Annotated in this window: 17 protein-coding genes; 5 read left to right on the top strand and 12 right to left on the bottom strand. The window is 37.9% G+C overall.

Annotated elements, in window-relative coordinates:
* Positions 1 to 29 precede the first annotated feature (29 nt).
* Positions 30 to 1,529 (bottom strand): glucose-6-phosphate dehydrogenase, encoded by a 1,500-nt coding sequence (zwf, locus tag ACFX4G_RS04940; RefSeq protein WP_162214084.1) that lies wholly within the window; start codon positions 1,527 to 1,529, stop codon positions 30 to 32.
* A gap of 125 nt (positions 1,530 to 1,654) precedes the next feature.
* Entirely contained in the window at positions 1,655 to 2,566 is a 912-nt protein-coding gene (locus ACFX4G_RS04935) for an AEC family transporter (protein WP_043981988.1), read from the bottom strand.
* A gap of 256 nt (positions 2,567 to 2,822) precedes the next feature.
* On the opposite strand from ACFX4G_RS04935, the gene ACFX4G_RS04930 reads away from it, so the two are divergent.
* On the top strand, positions 2,823 to 4,340 hold the full coding sequence (locus tag ACFX4G_RS04930) for an alpha/beta hydrolase (RefSeq protein WP_377569530.1): 1,518 nt from the start codon (positions 2,823 to 2,825) through the stop codon (positions 4,338 to 4,340).
* 257 nt (positions 4,341 to 4,597) lie between these two features.
* Here the strand turns inward: ACFX4G_RS04930 and ACFX4G_RS04925 are convergent, their stop codons facing one another.
* Complete coding sequence (locus ACFX4G_RS04925) at positions 4,598 to 5,287, bottom strand: DUF421 domain-containing protein (RefSeq protein WP_230184772.1); 690 nt, start codon at positions 5,285 to 5,287, stop codon at positions 4,598 to 4,600.
* A gap of 135 nt (positions 5,288 to 5,422) precedes the next feature.
* Here ACFX4G_RS04925 and ACFX4G_RS04920 point away from each other — a divergent pair, with 135 nt between their 5' ends.
* Positions 5,423 to 6,052 (top strand): NUDIX hydrolase, encoded by a 630-nt coding sequence (locus ACFX4G_RS04920; RefSeq protein ID WP_377573797.1) that lies wholly within the window; start codon positions 5,423 to 5,425, stop codon positions 6,050 to 6,052.
* Between the two features lie 4 nt (positions 6,053 to 6,056).
* Here ACFX4G_RS04920 and ACFX4G_RS04915 read toward each other — a convergent pair whose 3' ends face one another.
* The 4 genes from ACFX4G_RS04915 to ACFX4G_RS04900 form a co-directional block, all read right to left on the bottom strand.
* Positions 6,057 to 6,455, bottom strand: coding sequence for a PaaI family thioesterase (locus tag ACFX4G_RS04915; RefSeq protein ID WP_043981982.1), 399 nt, complete (start codon positions 6,453 to 6,455; stop codon positions 6,057 to 6,059).
* A 113-nt stretch (positions 6,456 to 6,568) separates the two neighbouring features.
* On the bottom strand, positions 6,569 to 8,722 hold the full coding sequence (locus ACFX4G_RS04910; protein WP_377573068.1) for a DNA topoisomerase III: 2,154 nt from the start codon (positions 8,720 to 8,722) through the stop codon (positions 6,569 to 6,571).
* A 259-nt stretch (positions 8,723 to 8,981) separates the two neighbouring features.
* A complete protein-coding gene (locus ACFX4G_RS04905) occupies positions 8,982 to 10,280 on the bottom strand; it encodes an arsenic transporter (RefSeq protein ID WP_377569528.1) in 1,299 nt (432 codons plus the stop codon).
* 15 nt (positions 10,281 to 10,295) lie between these two features.
* The gene (locus ACFX4G_RS04900; RefSeq protein ID WP_013056623.1) at positions 10,296 to 10,646 is read right to left on the bottom strand and encodes an ArsR/SmtB family transcription factor; all 351 of its coding nucleotides are present in this window, start codon (positions 10,644 to 10,646) and stop codon (positions 10,296 to 10,298) included.
* A 295-nt stretch (positions 10,647 to 10,941) separates the two neighbouring features.
* On the opposite strand from ACFX4G_RS04900, the gene ACFX4G_RS04895 reads away from it, so the two are divergent.
* Entirely contained in the window at positions 10,942 to 11,484 is a 543-nt protein-coding gene (locus ACFX4G_RS04895; RefSeq protein WP_322551975.1) for a hypothetical protein, read from the top strand.
* A gap of 210 nt (positions 11,485 to 11,694) precedes the next feature.
* Positions 11,695 to 12,396 carry a hypothetical protein gene (locus ACFX4G_RS04890; protein WP_377573065.1) on the top strand — a complete coding sequence of 234 codons (702 nt, stop codon included), beginning with the start codon at positions 11,695 to 11,697 and terminating at the stop codon, positions 12,394 to 12,396.
* Between the two features lie 144 nt (positions 12,397 to 12,540).
* Here ACFX4G_RS04890 and ACFX4G_RS04885 read toward each other — a convergent pair whose 3' ends face one another.
* Both ACFX4G_RS04885 and ACFX4G_RS04880 read right to left on the bottom strand, forming a co-directional pair.
* Positions 12,541 to 13,317: a YibE/F family protein gene (locus tag ACFX4G_RS04885; protein ID WP_043981974.1), complete on the bottom strand. Its 777-nt coding sequence runs from the start codon at positions 13,315 to 13,317 to the stop codon at positions 12,541 to 12,543.
* On the bottom strand, positions 13,314 to 14,306 hold the full coding sequence (locus ACFX4G_RS04880) for a YibE/F family protein (RefSeq protein WP_377569526.1): 993 nt from the start codon (positions 14,304 to 14,306) through the stop codon (positions 13,314 to 13,316). The genes ACFX4G_RS04885 and ACFX4G_RS04880 overlap by 4 nt, the downstream gene beginning before the upstream one ends.
* A gap of 551 nt (positions 14,307 to 14,857) precedes the next feature.
* Between ACFX4G_RS04880 and ACFX4G_RS04875 the strand changes: the two genes are divergently transcribed.
* Positions 14,858 to 15,424 (top strand): peptidoglycan-binding domain-containing protein, encoded by a 567-nt coding sequence (locus ACFX4G_RS04875; protein WP_377573062.1) that lies wholly within the window; start codon positions 14,858 to 14,860, stop codon positions 15,422 to 15,424.
* Between the two features lie 224 nt (positions 15,425 to 15,648).
* On the opposite strand, the gene ACFX4G_RS04870 is transcribed toward ACFX4G_RS04875, so the two are convergent.
* The 3 genes from ACFX4G_RS04870 to ACFX4G_RS04860 all read right to left on the bottom strand — a co-directional run bounded on the left by ACFX4G_RS04870 (position 15,649) and on the right by ACFX4G_RS04860 (position 17,890).
* Positions 15,649 to 15,969, bottom strand: a complete 321-nt coding sequence (locus ACFX4G_RS04870; RefSeq protein ID WP_034264498.1) for a 2Fe-2S iron-sulfur cluster-binding protein — start codon at positions 15,967 to 15,969, stop codon at positions 15,649 to 15,651.
* A gap of 141 nt (positions 15,970 to 16,110) precedes the next feature.
* Positions 16,111 to 16,290, bottom strand: a complete 180-nt coding sequence (locus tag ACFX4G_RS04865; protein WP_013082801.1) for a hypothetical protein — start codon at positions 16,288 to 16,290, stop codon at positions 16,111 to 16,113.
* 292 nt (positions 16,291 to 16,582) lie between these two features.
* Complete coding sequence (locus ACFX4G_RS04860; protein ID WP_097823661.1) at positions 16,583 to 17,890, bottom strand: MFS transporter; 1,308 nt, start codon at positions 17,888 to 17,890, stop codon at positions 16,583 to 16,585.
* Positions 17,891 to 17,934: the final 44 nt, after the last annotated feature.

Here is a 17,934-nt window from a genome sequence, read left to right as displayed (position 1 = left end):
CGAAAAAAATTTTGTCCTAGCCTCTTTTTTTAAATAGGCAAAAACACTCCAGGTGCTTCCCCATGTTCATCGTCATCGAGCCACCACTTAAAGCCTTCTTGTGCAACTAATTTTTGTGCTTTTTCAGGACCTTGTGAGCCGGATGGATATTCATAAAGCGGCAGCATATCAGCTTCAAATGCATCTAATACGGGCTGCACCCATTGCCAAGATAGCTCTACTTCTTTCCAATGAGCAAAAAATGTGGAGTCCCCGATTAATGCGTCGTAAATAATTCGTTCATATGCTTCCGGTACATTTCCTTCTTCTCTTGAAAACGTAATACGAACCGGCTCAATAACACCATTTTTTAATGGATTTTTGCTGTTAAGCTGCAAAGCGACGTTTTCGCTTGGACTAATTTCAATAATAAATAAGTTTGGTGCTACTTTGTCATAAGGAGTTTCATACAGACCTTTTAAAGAATCTTTAAATTCTACGACGATACGAGTTGATTTTTCTTTCATTCGTTTGCCCGTTCGAATATAAAAAGGAACGCCTTTCCAAAATGGATTATCGATCCATAAACGTGCTGCCACAAACGTATCATTTTTAGAGTCTGCTTCTACGCCAGGCTCTTCTTTGTATCCTCTAACAGATTTATGATCGATTTCTCCGCTTCCGTATTGCCCTCGTACAACATCCCGAGCTACTTCTTCCGCTTGAATTTTCCTCAGTGACTCCATTACTTTTTGCTTTTCTTCTAAAATGTTTTCTGAGCAAATTCGTTTTGGAAGATGCATAGCTGTCATCATGAGAACCTGCAGCATATGATTTTGAATCATGTCGCGTATGGCCCCCGTATGATCATAATACCCTGCACGATTTTCAACACCGACTGTTTCACTTGCCGTAATTTGGACATTTGCAATGTGTTTGTTATTCCACAGCGATTGCAGCACGGGGTTCGTAAATTCAAGCGCTTCTAAATTTTGCACCATCGGTTTCCCTAAATAATGATCAATTCGATAAATTTCTTCTTCTTTAAACGTACTGCTTAGCTTTTCATTAAGCTCTCTTGCTGAAACAAGATCATGTCCAAACGGCTTTTCAATCATAAGACGCTTCCAGCCGCTGGTTTGATCCAAGCCGCTTTTTTTTATATGCAGAGCAATTACATCGAAGTATTCGGGTGCTACGGACAAATAAAACAAACGATTTCCTTTACTTCCATAAGTTGTTTCTTGCTCATTCACAAGTTTCAGCAGCTGTTCGTAATCTTCTATTTTGCTTGCGTCTACTGCTTGATAATGAAACAGGGACAAAAAATCTTCTTCGTTACTTTCCATTTTCCGTCTCGAAAAATCGTTTATAGATTGCTTTACGCGCTCTTTAAAATCCTCATGAGACATCTGCTCGTACCCCGATCCAATAATAGAAATAGTATCAGGGAGCTTTTTGTCTGTAAATAAATTATAAAGAGCAGGAAAGATTTTTCTTTTTGCTAAATCACCCGTTGCGCCAAATAAAACAAAAGTTAAGGACTCCACTTTTTTTCCTCCCGTCAGGTTGTATGTATGATGGATTTTCTCTTCTCCTAGCTTACCTCTGTTTATTTGGGAATATCCTTTTTTCATCAAAAAGGACGCTCACAAGTGTGAGCGTCCTCAGTTATTTACATTAAAATGTTTGTCATTCCCCACAGCAGTAAAAAGCTCAGCAGAATCGTCATATTTGACACGGTGCCGACAAATTTTTGATCGTATTTGAATTCTACTGCGTAAGGTAAAACTGACCCCGCTACTGGTAGAATGAAACAAACTAAAATTGTATAACGAAACATATCTTCAAATGGAAGTAAGAAAAACAGCGCAATCCCTACGCCAAGTCCAATCACGTAGCGGATGCTTAAAAACATGATAATTTTTTTCAAATAGCTTTTTTGGAATGAAAAATTTAAGTATACGCCTAAAAGCAAAAGAGAAAGCGGCATATTCGCTTTCGAGATAATGCCTGAAACGTCTAATACGTATGATGGTAAATGAATGCCTATAATCGCAAGAAGACAAATGATTACATAGGTAAGAAGCGGCATTGATTTTAATACTTTATATAAAATCTTTTTAAATTCAATGTCAATATCATCCCCAGAGTAGTAGCTGCCAATCACATAGCATAAAACAAAAATAACAAAGGCATTTCCGACATCAAACATACCAAAGTATTTAAGTCCTTCTTTTCCCCAGATACCTTCTACTAGTGGATAAGCAAACATTCCAATATTAAATCCTGGAATCATCATCGTCAGCATGCCTTTCACTTTTCGCTCATCTTTTCGAAAAACAAAAACCCCTACAGCAGCTAACAGCAAGCCATAGACAATCCCAATAACTAATAGTAAGATAAGCGATCCATCAATTTTAATACTGCTGAATGTGACAATAATCAAGCAAGGCATTGTAATATTAAAAATAATTCTGGCTAAAGCTTCCCCGTCTTTTTGCTGAAGGAGGTTTGTTCGTTTTAGTATGTATCCTAATAGAATGATTGTAACGGAATACAAAAACTGACTGTTAAAGCTGCTCATAGACCTACTCCCTTGCCCTCTTTTATACTTATTTAATCGATTGTTTTACCCTGTCTTTTTTAATCCTTGTTTCATTATAATATAAGCAGCCTAAAAAGAAACTAGAGAATTGGATGCAGTTTACCTGTTTGTTAGACAAAAACAGCTTAGAAACAAATGAAAAAACTTTCCTCCAAACTAATTTTAAAACAGGACATTTTTCTTTTTTATGGAATTTACTTAAAAGGTATGAGTATTTTTATGAGGAGGAAGAAATGTGAAACGAAAAATGATAGCGCTTACTTTTTCTGCTGCTCTTTGTTTTTCAGCTTCAGGATCTCTTGCTGAAGCTTCTACCAACACAGATGTAATCCCAAATGCTGATCAGTCAGCAGAAACCTATTTTGACGGAGCGAACGGAAATTGGCTCACCACTAAAAACCCCGCTCAATATCAGCAGGCTACGCTCTATGGCAATATTGGGCTTACTCCTTATAACTGGGGGAAACCTGAAGATGGATCGGGCTGGTATCGAATCAATCAGCCCGCTGCGGTCAAAGGAACCCAAGTAAATGGCATTTTTGAAGACGCTCAGTTCGTCATCCGTGTTCCTGATAACTGGAACGGAAAACTTGTAGTAGCCGGCATTCCTGCCACGCGCAACGAAACGTCCACCGATTTATTATTCAGCGATTACGTTCTTAAAAAAGGCTATGCGTTTGCAGCCACCGATAAAGGAACACAAGGAGAAAGTGATCCTAACGATCCTTTTGCTAAAGTAAAAAATGCACTCGCTAACGATGACGACAGCGTAGCAGAATGGAATATGCGCTATCGTCAGCTGACAAAAGCTGCCCAGCAATACTTGACTACTCATTATTCAGACAAGCTAATCAACCCGTCCAATCAAAAAAATCCTGCAAGCGATTTGATTCGAAACGATCATAAAGTACCAACGTATGCAATTGGCATTTCAAACGGTGGATACGTCGTCAGATACGCACTTGAACACGATGATCCAAAACAAACAAAAGAGCCTCGTTTATTTGATGGAGGCGTCGATTGGGAAGGCGTATTATGGAGTGCAAAAGCGCCAAATTTAATTAGCTCACTAACACCTGTTGTCAACAACGCAGAAGAAGCGCTGTACGGAACGGGAAAAGAACAGAAAAAAGCCATGAAACAAATGTACAAAGCAGGTCTTCCGAAAGGATCAGAAAAATTGTGGAATTATCATGATCAAGTGTACTGGGCGGTCACATTAAACATTTACCGTGATCACTTTGATCCAACTGCTCCAGGAAGAACAAACTGGCACAACTATTTAAACTTTACTTCAGCAGGTCTACGTGATCGCTCATGGGATTATATCTTTGAAAATTATCGCTATCAAACCCGTCCAAAAAGCGTAAAAGAAAATGTAGCAAAAGTAGAAAATACGGGCGATATCGATGTACCTCTTATCAGTATGGCTGGCTCTCTCGATTCACTTATCTTCCCGTCTATTCACGCGGAAGGCTATGAAAAACTCGTTAAAAAAGCTGGCAAGGCAAACCTTCATCGTCTCTATACCGTTAAAAACGGAAATCACGTTGACAGCTTAGTATGGAATAAACAAACGGATCCAAATCAAGAGCTTCAGCCTCTGCTTCCATATGCTCATCAATCTTTTGATTTGTTAGTAGACTGGGTGGAAAATAAAAAAGCAGCGCCTGCAAGCAAAGATATTAAAGCACCTCAAAATAACCTTAAAGTAATCGACATAAAATCTGGGCAAGAAGTAGATCCTCGCTGAGGTTGAGACATAACTAAATGAATCCAACCTAAAGACAAATCAATGAGATACATGAGCTGGACTGCTTATTACACCGCAGTTGATTTCCGTGCAAGGCTTCGCTTTCCGCAGGAGTCTTCGGCTTGCCCTCCAATCAACTGCTAGAAGGAACGAAACAGATAATACTATGTTCACAATCACAAAAAAACGAACCACTAATCAGACATGTTGATTAATGGTTCGTTTTTCACTTGGGCTAAAATACTTTTCTCTCAGCCTTAGTCTTCATAATAATCAAGATACAGATGACCTGCTGAGTCTGCTTGGCCTAAAAATACCTTATCGACTGCAGCATCTTTCTTTTTGAGCTGTTCTTTAACCCACGCTACGCTATATCCTAGCTCATGAACCGCTTCTTTCATTATATTTCCGTCCATGATAATCGTTTGAGGTAATCGTGTCGCCTCTCCTTTTATTAATAAATCTTCTCTCGTAACGTTTTGCTTTTCTTTTTTTAACAGCACGCTTAATTCCCCGTTGGTTTCGAGCATAGCAAAAGCTACGTCTTCCACGTAAAAGATGTCTTTTTTCCGAAGCTGCTCCATGAGCTCATCTACTGTATATTTTTCTTTTTTTACATTTCCCTCAAGAATTTTTCCTTCTTTAATGAGGATCGTTGTCGTCCCTTCCACCGCTTTTCGAAAGCTTATACTTTTTAACGATACGTTTGATACAAAAATAAGAAAGGATGCCCACACTAAAATCGCGACTCCCCCGTGACTTGCCTGTAAATCTACATCCATTGAAATTGTTCCTGCAATATCTCCAATTGTAATGCCAACGATATATTCAAAAAAAGAAAGTTTGGATAACTGTTTTTTCCCCAACAGCTTTGTAATAAAAAACAAGCCAAGTAAAATCAGCACTGAACGAAGTACTACTTCCATCCAATGATTCAACGCATGCACCTTCTTTACTAAAATTGATGTATCCTTTATCTTGTACTTATTTTTATGTATGAACACGTTTTTTCACCTTCCATTATTTACATCAACTTCACGACGGGTTAGAGTAGAAAGAAGTCGGAAAGAAATGGGGAACTTATCATGAACGATGAAATGTTAATGGTATTTAACGATCAACAGGAGCGCATAGGAACAGCGTCTCGCAAAAAAGTGCACGAAAAAGGCTATTGGCACGAAGCGTTTCACTGCTGGTTTGTCAGCCGTGAAAATGATATAGACTATATTTATTTTCAAATTCGCAGCGAACAAAAACAAGATTATCCGGGTGCGCTCGATATTACAGCTGCCGGACATTTGCTTCATACAGAAACCGCTGTGGACGGTGTAAGAGAAATTCACGAAGAGCTCGGCGTCAACATTTCATTTGATGAATTGCTTCCTTTAGATGTATTTAAATATGAAGTATCTCAGCCGCACTATATTGACAAAGAATTCGCACACATATTTTTATATTACAGCTCTCATCCGCTCACTGCTTTTACGTTGCAGCAAGAAGAAGTATCAGGGCTTGTAAAAGCGCCGTTTTCTCACTTTTGCGAACTGTGGCTTGGAAATCAAACAGAACTGATCATTGAAGGGATAACAAATAAAAAAGAGCCCATTCACCGTACAGCACACAAAAGTGAATTTGCTCCTCATCCCAAAGCTTACTATGAAACAATTATTTCATTCATTAGCCAGCAGCTGCATTCAGCAGAAAAAGCTTAAAATCCTAAGCTTTTTCTGCTGAAAAAATCATATATGTTGCACTGCCAAGCGCAACAAGCTTGCCGCTGCTGTCTTCAATTTTCACTTCTCCAACAGCAAGCGTTTTGCCGCGATGAGACAGTGTGGATTTAGCAACTAAATAATCACCTATACCCGGCCTTGTGTAATTTACTTTTAATTCAACTGTACTGGCACTTTCCTCCTCAGAAAGAGAAGACCGCACAGCTGAACCAACCGCCGCGTCGATAAGCGTAGCAATAACGCCTCCATGAACCGTTCCTCTTCCTTGCAGAAGCTGCGGCTGAATCGTGATTTTTAACTCCGCATATCCTTTTTCAAGCAGCGTTTCTTCAATGCCAATATAATCCCAAAACGGAATCATCCCTTTACTCATTCGTTTCATCAATCTCATCCTTTAGATAAATAAGCTATGTAAGAACTTCTAGAAAAGCTGGAGAAATCCTGTTTCTTCGCATGTAAAAAGCGCCTGCTCTTTAGCAAACGCTTTTTATCCCTCTATTTTTCAAATAAAAACTGCACTTTATTTTCTTTCCATTCTAACTTGGCATTAAAGGTTTTATCGCCTTTTTTAAAGCCTTCAATCAAATCTGTCTGTCCTTCACTTAACAGTTTTTTTAAATTAGCTTGGGTGACTGTTTTACCTAAAATCTTTTTCGATACGGTAAACGTGCATTTGGTTTTTGCATAGTTTGAGCATCCGTAAAATGAACCTTTATCGACTACTTTTCCGTCGCAAAGCTTACACGAACCAAACGATTTAGAAGAGAAGCTTTTACCTTTTCCTTTTCCTTTTCGCTGAATGGATTCAGTGTCGTATCCGCTGAAGTTCCACTTACTTTCTGCTTCGACAGCGTCTTCGATAATTTTAGCTGACAGCTTTTTTGTTTGTTCCATAAAAGCAGCGGCCGATGCTGCTCCTTCTCCAATTTCAGCTAAACGCTGCTCCCACTTAGCCGTCATTTCTGGTGAAGCTAAAATTTTATCGCCAATCGCGTCAATCAATACCTTTCCTTTATCAGTCGCAAACACTTGGTTTTTTTTCACATCAATATATTTACGGTCTTTAAGCATTGTAATGATTCCCGCACGCGTAGCTTCAGTCCCTAACCCTTCTGACTTTGCTAAAATTTTCTCCAGCTCATCATTATCCAAATGCTTACCCGCTGTCTTCATCAGCGTAATCAACTGACCTTCCGTGTAGCGTTTTGGAGGCTGTGTTTTACCTTCTTTTACGTCTACTTTAACAACTTTTCCTTCTTCCCCTTCTTGGACATTCGGAAGAATAACGTCGTCGTCTTTCTCGTTTTGAAAAATTACTTTGCGCCAGCCTTCTTGAATTTGCTGCTTTCCTTTTGAAATAAAAGCTGCTCGCTTTTCCACGAGTGTCGTAATCGTTGTATAGTCGAAAATCGCTTTTTCATAGTGTGCCGCAATTAGACGTCTTACGACTAGGTCGTAAATTTTCTGTTCGTCTCCTGACAGTTTGCTGGGGTCCTTCACTTGTTCCGTTGGAATAATCGCATAGTGATCGCTCACTTTTTTTGCATTTACATAGCGTTTATTTCCCAGGACTGAAGAGTAAGGAAGCGGAAATAAATGTTCGTATTCAGAAAAAGCACTCAGTTTTTCTAAAATCTCAGGAAACGTTTCCGCTTCTCCTTCTGTTACATAGTTTGAGTCTGATCTTGGATAAGAAACAATTCCTTTCTGATACAGCCCTTGCAGCACATCAAGCGTCTTTTTAGGAGAAAACTTAAACGCTTTATTGGCGGTTGCTTGAAGTGATGATAGGTTAAATAATAAAGGCGGCTGGAACTCTTTTCGCTCCGTTACGAGTTCATGAACTTCCGCGTCTTTTCCTTCGCAAAACTGAGCAATTTTATAGGCCATTTCTTTTTCTTTAAGACGCGATTCTCCGTCTTGATGCCATTTGCCTTCATACTTCTTTCCTTCAATATCAAACTTAGCAAGCACTTCCCAAAAAGGCTCTGATTTAAAGTTATCAATTTCTTTTTCACGCTTCACGATCAAAGCAAGAGTTGGCGTCTGCACGCGCCCTGCCGAAAAAACATCTGACATACCATGCTTTTTTAACAAAATGCTATACACCCGTGAAGCATTCATCCCAACGACCCAATCCGCACATGCTCTTGTATATGCTTCATAATAAAGGTTACGCGTATCGCTTTCGTCTTTTAACTGTTGAAACCCATCATAAATGGCCTTTGGCGTTAAAGAAGAAATCCACAATCGCTTCATCGGCTTATGCACACCTGAAAGCTGAATGATATTACGAACAATCAATTCTCCTTCACGCCCCGCATCTCCCGCATGAATAATTTCTGTGACCGTCGGCTTTTTAAGCAGTTTTTTTACCACTTGAAACTGCTTAGCTTTTGAGCGCGTCACTTCATATTGAAAGCGGTCTGGAATCATCGGCAGCGTGTCAATTGACCACTTTTTCCACTCCGGCTTATAATCTTCCGGACTTACAAGCTGACATAAATGCCCCACTGCCCACGTCACATACGCTCCGTCTGTAAACACTTCATTCGGTGGAATCTCTAAATAGCCGTCGTGACGCTTCGGCTTAAACTGTGAAGCTAGAGTCAATCCTTGATCCGGCTTTTCTGCAATAATTAACTTCATGTATTTAATCACCTTACATTTCAAATTTCCATGTGAAACTTAGTCAGTTTTATTATTTTATCATAGAAAGAGCTGTTGGAGTATGAATGAGGAGAAAAGTAGTTTAGATGAGAGATACCTATCTCATTTTAAAAACGCGTCGCTGTCCGTTATAGCTTTTCAATAAAAAAGCTGTAGATCATTTTCTACAGCTTTGATACATATCTGAATTTTTCTGGCAACAGCCATTATCATATCGACTAAAACAAATCTGGACGTGTTATGAAATAATCAATAACCAAACATACAAACCAACAAGCGTAATAAACAATGTCGGAATCGTTAAGATAATACCCGTTTTAAGATACGTTCCCCATGAAATTTTCACGCCTTTTGTTGAAAGAACATGAAGCCATAAAAGCGTCGCTAAAGAACCAATCGGGGTAATTTTCGGACCTAAATCCGATCCAATAACGTTTGCATAAATCAACGCTGCCTTGATTGTTCCAGCCGCGTGTGTTGCATCGATTGCTAGTGCATCAATCATAACGGTTGGCATATTGTTCATAATCGATGAAAGAATAGCCGCAGTGAATCCCATGCCAATTGTTGCTGCAAACAGTCCATGACTAGCCGTTGCTTGGATCACGTCAGCCAGAATTTCTGTTAAACCAGCATTACGCAAGCCGTATACAACAACATACATGCCGATAGAGAAAAAGACAATCGCCCATGGAGCTCCCCGTAACACTTTTTTTGTATGAACCGCTCGGCTTTTTTTAGCCATCATCAAAAACAGAATAGCAATAATACCTGCAATAATCGAAACAGGGACGCTAAAGAATTCTCCAATTAAATAGCCTAGCACTAACAAAACTAAGACAATTCCAGATAATCGAAACATCTTTTCATCTTTGATGGCATCCACTGGCTTCTGTAAATCTGCTACATTGTATTTCTTAGGAATTCTTTTGCGGAAATACAGATATAAGACCATAATACTTGCAAACAGAGAAACCAAATCTGGAACAATCATGCGTGATGCAAATTCAGAAAAGCTAATACCGAAGAAGTCGGCTGATACGATATTTACTAAGTTACTAACAACAAGGGGCAGCGACGTTGTATCTGCAATAAATCCACTTGCGATAATAAACGGAAAAACCATTTTATCGTCGAACTTTAATGCCCGAACCATGGCTAGTACAATGGGTGTTAAAATCAACGCTGCTCCGTCATTAGCAAATAGCGCTGCTACAACGGCTCCAAGAAGAGACACGTACACAAACATACGCACGCCGTTCCCTCCTGCAGCTCTAGCCATATGAAGCGCTGCCCATTCAAAGAAACCAATTTCATCTAAAATTAAAGAAATAATAATAATAGCAATAAACGTAAGAGTCGCATTCCACACAATGCTGGTTACCTCAAGAACGTCTTGAAAATCAACAACGCCTGCCAGTAAAGCAATCATAGCTCCCCCGCAAGCCGACCAGCCGATTGATAAATTTTTCGGCTGCCAAATGACAAAAATTAATGTTACTAAAAAAATCAATGATGCTAGTACAACTGATGCCACTTTTTAAACCTCCAATTATTCACAACAACTAATACGCAGTCCTTGTTTTTCCAGCTCTTTTAAACGTTCGTCCTGACTTGGTACAGATTCAAGTATGCCCAGAACAAACTCATAGTACTGGCTTTCTTTATTAAGAGAATAAAAAACCCATTGCCCTTTTCTTCTTTCCTTCACAAGTTCAGCATCTCTTAATTTTCGTAAATGCTGACTAATTGAAGGTTGGCTAGCTTGATAGATATCTACGAACTCACAAACACAGCATTCATTGTTCTCTATTAATTTAACCATCGAAAGCCTTGTTTTATCTCCCAATAATTTTAAGATTTGGGCTGCTTTTTCAATACTATCTATAGATTTTGTGCTCATTAATGAATACCTCCTACTCCCTTTCAGTTGATAGATAATAATGTGCTTATGTATTAATGCTCATTACTATAATTGATTTCTAAATGCTTTACAATTTTTTAGTAAACTAAAAGTGATTTAGTAGTTGTCTAAGGATTTAAAGAAGTTATTTTTCCCCTACTAATCTAAACAAAATCTAGCACATAATACTATAGGTATATTTTCTCGTAAAAATGCTCCTAATGTCCTTGGACAAACATACATACTTATTTTGTCGATCCGCATAAAATATAGAGAAAAATAAGAAAAGATGATTATGATAAAAAAACATTATTCCTATTATAACCCTCAAGATGGTAAATATTATGTAGACAAGCCTTACTCTCTTAGAGACAATAAAGTATCGCCCTCTGCTTCCCCTAAAATTCCTTTGAAAAATACAGCCGACAGAGCTTTTAAAATCCCTGTATTCCTCAGCCACCCTTCTATGCTTAATACTACTCAAACAAGATTTCTTAATCGTTTAATTGATGAAATTGAACGTGCTCTTCTTTTCCCTCGTACACTGCCTGATACAGAGCAATATCCTAATAAAACAATAACAAGCGTTCGCCGAATGATACTCTCTAGCTATGGGTTGATCGCGGTGAATATGCAGCAAGTCTTTGCCAATTATACCATGACGAATATTCCCGGCGGTACACCTCCGCCACCATCATGGGAAGGTGCTCCGTTTTTACAAATAGAGCCAAGCATGGGTTACCAACGAGGCCTGCCTTTACTTCTTATCAAAGAATCAGGTGTCAATAGTATAGGCGTTTGGAATCCATCAGTAGTTCCTTTCTTTATTATTGAATGAGATTCTACAAAACCGCTTGATGAGTTTTTTAACCGTGTTGAATGGAGAGAAATATTTCAAAACTGGGTGGCTCAAGTACGAAATGGCTACTTTATTCAAACACAGCCTTCCTATCGATACGGCCCGGATGATCTATAGAAAGAGTTTCAACCGAAGAGCACTTTCGAAAGCTGTTTCTATAAAACAAGTTGGAATGCGAGGTGAATATAATTGACTTTAATTAATAGTGGGACATGCGTAGGAGTTCTATATCGAGCTAATGCCGGTGCCTCTTGCAGAAACGGGTACTGTGTTCATAATGGAAGATTAGTAGTCGGCGTCATAAGCTCAAATGCTGGTACCTTAACGGTTACAAGAAGCATCGATAACACAAAGTTACAGACTTATAATGGTATTCTTCTTAGCCACCGAGCCGTAAACCGAACGACAGGCCAAGTCACGCAGCAGTATTTGTATTTTAGAAAAAATCAGTTAGAAAAAGTAGAAGTTACGCCTTATACACAATATAGTGACCCTAGCTGTCAAAGAGAGAATCATTATAATATCCCTGATATTATCTATCCTGGTGAATGTGTAGGAATCAGATATCGGATAGGAGATGAATGGCATATAGGAAATGGGCGATATCTATATTGGACAGGCCAAGTGAATCACTGTATATTTGATGAACGTTCGCAAAGTACAAATAGACAATTTTTACGGCAGATTTGGTACGCACATTGGGTACTCGATCCAAAAAATGAACGAAATATTATACACCAAAAAACCTCCAGAGGACCTGGATCTCCAAGAGGTGAGCGTAGAATTTATGTGTTTAAAAATCTGCTTCCAGCAAACGGTGAGACCGTCCTTGTAAAAGCTGCTTCTCCTGTAAATTCTGCTTCCTGGCCTTTTCGTATTATCTATCAGTAAGAAAAATAGAGAATAATCCTTCGTTCAACTATAACTTCCAGCCTACATTAAGTTTCTTTTCAACATTCCACCAATAATGTGAATGCCCATCCAAATATTACTGACTACCAGTTGGATGGGCATTTTCTTAAATTTTTTCTTTTTTTATTTGTACATATGGTTCGCTTTTTCTCTTTTTTGTAAAAAAATAGAGGCACTAATCCACGAAGTAATTGGAATAATAATGGCTACACCAATGCCTCCGCTTAAGATAGAAATGACTTCTGCACAAAAGGTTTTTGAATTGATAATATCTCCAAACGAATACGACAATCTCTTAAACCATATAATTAAAGTCAAATATCCCCCTACAAATGCAAAATACAGTGTATTGGTTGTAGTGCCTAAAATATCTCTTCCAATTTTCAGTCCTGAATTGAAGAGATTTTTTTTAGTTACGGACGGGTCATGAACAAATAATTCATTCATAGAAGATGAAATAGATAGCGAAATATCAATGATCGCTCCTATGGCTCCCATAATAATTGTACAAATGGCTATTTTAGCAAAGTCAATTCCAACGTAAAGTGAAAAAGCGTTAATTTCTTCTTCTTGTTCTTCTCCAAACCCTTGAATCATGGCATGATGTTCAATGATAAAAATAAAGAGTACTAAAACGGCTAAGGTAATAATCGTTGAAACAAACGCAGCAAGCGTTTTATGATTGAATTTATTAATATAAAATAAATTAATACAGCTAATGATTGTACAAGCGATCAACGTAACAATAATCGTATTTTTTATAGACAGCATAAAGAGAATGGTTAGAAAAATAACGCCAAAATTCAAGAACAAAGCAAGGAAAGATCTAATTCCTTTTTTTCCGCCCACCATACTCATCAAAATAAATAAAATAAGAGCAAGCAACAGTAAAACGTTCACTTTCTGTTCCCCTTCCTAAAAATAAAAAGAATCGAAAGATAGAGTGTAATTGGAATCGCTAGCACAATGCCAATGCTGCCAGTAAGAGCACGGATTAACTCTAACGAGAAATTCATTGAAAACGTGTATCCTAAAGGAGAACCGTTTTTTAAATAAAGAAGGACCATTGGAATTGTTCCACTTATATATGAAAAAAATAAAATATTCGTCATGGCTCCCATAATGTCTCCGCCAATTTCCTTGCCCGATTTCAGTAAGTCTTTGTGCGCTATCTCTTTATTCTTTTCATATAGTTCATAAACAGAAGAAGTAATGGTAATAGCTACATCCATCACAGCTCCTAATGATCCTATTAGTACCTCACTCATAAATATTTTTTGAGGAGGAATCGTCACAAACTCCATTCCTTCATAATGAAGACCGTTCGAATCTGTTAGCTGCATGACGATGTACGCAATTAATAGAGAAACAAACGTACCTATTAAAGTTGAAATAATTGCTACATGCGTTTTTTCTTGATTACCGCTTACTAATAATAAAGAAATAACTGTAAAAAGAACGACCGCAACAATACATACAGCTAGCAAGCTCACATTCCCTAGTGCTAAATATACATTGAGAGCCCCGATTAAAAGTACAATATTAATAAATAAGCTAATGATTGAATAAAAACCTTGTTTTTTTCCAATCGCCAGCAAAATTAATATAAATAAACCCGCGACAGCGGTAACCTGCGTGTCCCGCTTCACTCCTTCAATCGTGCCGCTTAAAGCATGCTGTGAATTCTTTTCTAAGGAGACAAAAAGATCTGTTCCGACAGTGTACTTTTGATCATAAGCACCTGAGTATGAGTACGTATTCTCTAAATGAATAAGCTTCCCTTTGTATTTTCCGTTCATGATTTTAGCAACAATTTTTTGAGAATATACGGTATCTTTGTTGTGATTTAAATCAGTAGATTTATTTTGTTCTACAACATTCGTCTTCACTACCTCCGCTATCGGTTTTTTATAAAGCGAATAATTGTGGTTTGTTACTATTAGCGCTATACACAAACAGCAAATTCCTAGTATATAGAGAAAGATTTGTTTACGCGATAATTTATTAAACTTTTGCTTCGAAAAAAGATTCCTTATATGCTGGGAATACAGAGGTGACATCACATAATTCCTTTCTAGTTATTATTTGAACGCAGAGCTCTTGAACATGAAGAGACTGCAAAGAGATCTAAGACACTTTGCAGTCTCTTCATTCGTTTATTTATTATGGGTGCTATACAGCAAAACACACTATGATCATGCAAGACACTCCACCTGCTATTTTTCATTCCGTACTGTATCAGAGAAAAGTGAAATTATAGTGAAAACATAGAACGATTTATCTACTTCACTAGTTTTTTATGACTATCTTATATAATCATAGGAATATAAAAACAAATAGAAAACTGTCTGCGCTATAATAAATTGACTTTATAGCTACTGATTAGTTATAAAACTCATGAAAAGCGACAAATAGTTGCTAAAAACAAGGAGGTTATTTCATGTTAACGAAAAAAACACTTGTCATGCTTTCTACTCTCACCCTTGTAACAACATGCGTAGCATTCAGCACTCCAACTACTGAAGCAGCTGCTAAAGATACCTACTCACAAAAAATTGAAACTAAAGCAGAAACAAGGCCTACGCTTCGTAAAGGTTCTCACTCTAGCTACGTAAAGGACTTACAGCAAAGCTTAAAAGATGTGAAGTATAACACATCAGTTGATGGAATTTTCGGTACGCAAACACAAAATGCAGTAAAAGAATTTCAAACCGATCACAGCTTGTCTCCAGATGGTATTGTTGGCCCCTTAACATGGGCAGCTTTAGATGAGAACAAGGTAGAAAGAAAGCAATTTCCTGTCAGCACGGCTATTGCATTCGGTAAAAAAGAACTAGGTGACAACATTGTCTTCAGTACAGACGACCGCTTACGGAAAGATAACAACGATAAAGCTTACTATAGATTCGTAGCAAAAAATAAAGACTGGATGGATCAAGGGGGATCAGGTACCATAGGCTGGTATCATATTTACAAAAGTGGAGATGTGATTGAAGAATCCAATTAAATCTATTTGCAGATAACCGTTCGAAAAAAGCCTTTATAATCACTCTTTTGAGTGATTTACTGCCCGCCTTACAGAATGCTAAAATTTAAAGGAATCATTCCGTAGGTATTTTACTTGAACAAGAACAGCTGCTACTCCCCGTAGCTGTTCTTGTTATTTTTTTAAGTAAACATACAAAAAGCAGCATGTAAACATTCCACACGCTGCTTTTTGCAATTACATGACTACTCTGCGGGTCGAGGTCCTGCTTCTCGTCCTGAGCTTTCTACCGTTAGTATTGGCCGAACGGTGACATCTTCATTTACACGAATTTGGCACGATAAGCGCAAATGATCTTCAATTGAACTTTCTGAGTATGCATTTTTCTCCGCGTGTGTTAAATCACAATATTCACCTTCGAGCACTTCTACCCTGCAAGTCGTGCATTTGGCTTTCCCGCCGCACCGATGAAGAATATTTATACCGTTGTCTTCAAGTGCCAAGACAAGCTTTTTTCCTTTTGCCACTTCAAAACTTCCGTATCCTAAAACGGTTACTCTTGGCATATATCTCCCTCTTTCCCTCTACTGTATCCAAGCGATTTGAATTACACTCTATGCAGTTTTTTTGTTGCATGCCTAAGTTGCAATCCATTATTTCTACTGATTGCGATGTCTGTTTGTACGTTACAGACCCCTTTTACATGCCTAAATCCAATTAAGAAGACCATCATTTTGTAATACGGCAACTAAAACGACAATCCCCAGTATAATAACAGGTATCAGTGCTTTTAAAATTTGATACTTAGATAATTCTATACGTTGAGGCTCCTTTAACAAATGACTTTGATTTAACTCAGTATTGTTTTCACTTTCTTTATGATTCATGTTCCTCTGCCTTTCTATTTTTTATAGTGCGGTTCATATCTACTTCTGCTGAAATCACAAAAATAGACACAGAATTTCTTCATAAAAACCATCTTAACCTTTTTAAGAACATGCTATACCAACAATGCTATTTTAAAACAAGCCCCTAGCACATGTTTCAAATAAACAAATTCATCTTGTTTCTCCTTTTAATAGCGTCAGATCAGAAGACTAGACTTTTCACATCACTAAGTGCATGAGCAAGGTCGTTATTTATAATCAAAAGTAAAACCCCATAGCGAGTCATGGGGTTTTACTTCGTACGTTGGTTTTTTGGAATTTTAATTTGTTTAATATCTCCCAACACATAAATATAAAAAATTAAGCCTAGCAACAATACAATTCCCGCTACAATAAAGCTTAGATTAAAAGAACCGGTTTTATCCAAAAGATATCCCGTTAAAGCTGTAGCTATAATTCCACCAAACAAATTATTAGCTAAATTAACAATAGAACTGAGAAGAGAAATGGAGCCTGCAGGCGCAATTTCAGCAGAAATTGACCAGCCGATTGGTGCCGTTGCAGATATACCTGCCAGTCCAATCGAGATACAAATCATCGCTACTACAACACTATTGGTGAAAATAGAACCTAAAAAAACAAACCCTAAGCATAATCCTACAACAATGATCGTGCGATATACTTTTTGACTGTTATATCCTTTTTTTATGAGGTAATCAACAAGCCAACCGCCAACTAAAATGCCAGCAAATGTAGCAATTAGCCAAGGGACTGCCGTAAGCAGACCCGATGACATGATATCCATACCGTATTTTTCTTTTAAAAAAGTTGGCAGCCACGTTAACAGTAAATTAAACGTATATCCATAGCCTGTAAACCCAATCATTAGCCCCCAAACTTTTCGATTCGTAAATAATACTTTTAAGGTATGTAAAAATTTTGATGTTTGTTCATCGTTCGCATTTAAATTATTTTCTTGAATATACTTCAGCTCATCATCTGATATGCGTCTATGCTTTTCTGGTTTTTCGTAATAAAACCAAAACAGCAGCGTAAACAGCACGTTTATAATTCCAATGGATAAAAATGCTGTGCGCCAATCAAATTTAGTGATGAGAAATGCTACAAGAGGCGCGCCAAGTACATTTGAAAATTTGGCTGCTGAATCAAACAAAGAATTTGGCAAGCTTCTTTCGTTTGGAGGAAACCATAGAGATGTAGCTTTTGACGCTGCTGGAAAAGCTGAAGCACTCATTATTCCTATTAAAAATCGCACGATATAGAGAAGAAGTTTTCCTTGCAAAAATGCCATCGACATCGTTAATAAACTCCAAATCACCATACCCACTCTTGTTACCCATGCTACTCCGAACCGATCAAGCAAGCTTCCGGCAGGTATTTGCATGATCGTATAAGAATACGTATAAATAGAAAAGACAATTCCGAGCTCTGTTCCCGTTAAGTGAAATGCATCTTGTATTGCAGGAGCGGCCACTGACACCGCTACACGATCAAAATAATTTAAAATAATCATACTGCTTAACAAAGATGAAATGAACCATCGTGTGCGTCCTGTTCGCTTTACTGTATGTTCACTCATAGCTAGCTCCTTTCATCAGTAGTTTGTTCGTTTTATTACCGTAG

This window comes from Priestia sp. YIM B13486, from assembly GCF_042787865.1.
Lineage (GTDB): Bacteria > Bacillota > Bacilli > Bacillales > Bacillaceae_H > Priestia > Priestia megaterium.
Note: the sequence above shows the minus strand (reverse complement) of the source record. Positions and strands in the feature narration are given on the sequence as shown.

Excerpts from the sequence above, each read along its gene's own strand:
- ACFX4G_RS04935 (WP_043981988.1), bottom strand. The coding sequence starts at position 2,566 with ATGAGCAGCTTTAACAGTCAGTTTTTGTATTCCGTTACAATCATTCTA.
- ACFX4G_RS04915 (WP_043981982.1), bottom strand. The coding sequence starts at position 6,455 with ATGAAACGAATGAGTAAAGGGATGATTCCGTTTTGGGATTATATTGGC.
- ACFX4G_RS04910 (WP_377573068.1), bottom strand. The coding sequence starts at position 8,722 with ATGAAGTTAATTATTGCAGAAAAGCCGGATCAAGGATTGACTCTAGCT.
- ACFX4G_RS04900 (WP_013056623.1), bottom strand. The coding sequence starts at position 10,646 with ATGAGCACAAAATCTATAGATAGTATTGAAAAAGCAGCCCAAATCTTA.
- ACFX4G_RS04895 (WP_322551975.1), top strand. The coding sequence starts at position 10,942 with ATGATAAAAAAACATTATTCCTATTATAACCCTCAAGATGGTAAATAT.
- ACFX4G_RS04875 (WP_377573062.1), top strand. The coding sequence starts at position 14,858 with ATGTTAACGAAAAAAACACTTGTCATGCTTTCTACTCTCACCCTTGTA.
- ACFX4G_RS04870 (WP_034264498.1), bottom strand. The coding sequence starts at position 15,969 with ATGCCAAGAGTAACCGTTTTAGGATACGGAAGTTTTGAAGTGGCAAAA.
- ACFX4G_RS04865 (WP_013082801.1), bottom strand. The coding sequence starts at position 16,290 with ATGAATCATAAAGAAAGTGAAAACAATACTGAGTTAAATCAAAGTCAT.
- ACFX4G_RS04860 (WP_097823661.1), bottom strand. The coding sequence starts at position 17,890 with ATGAGTGAACATACAGTAAAGCGAACAGGACGCACACGATGGTTCATT.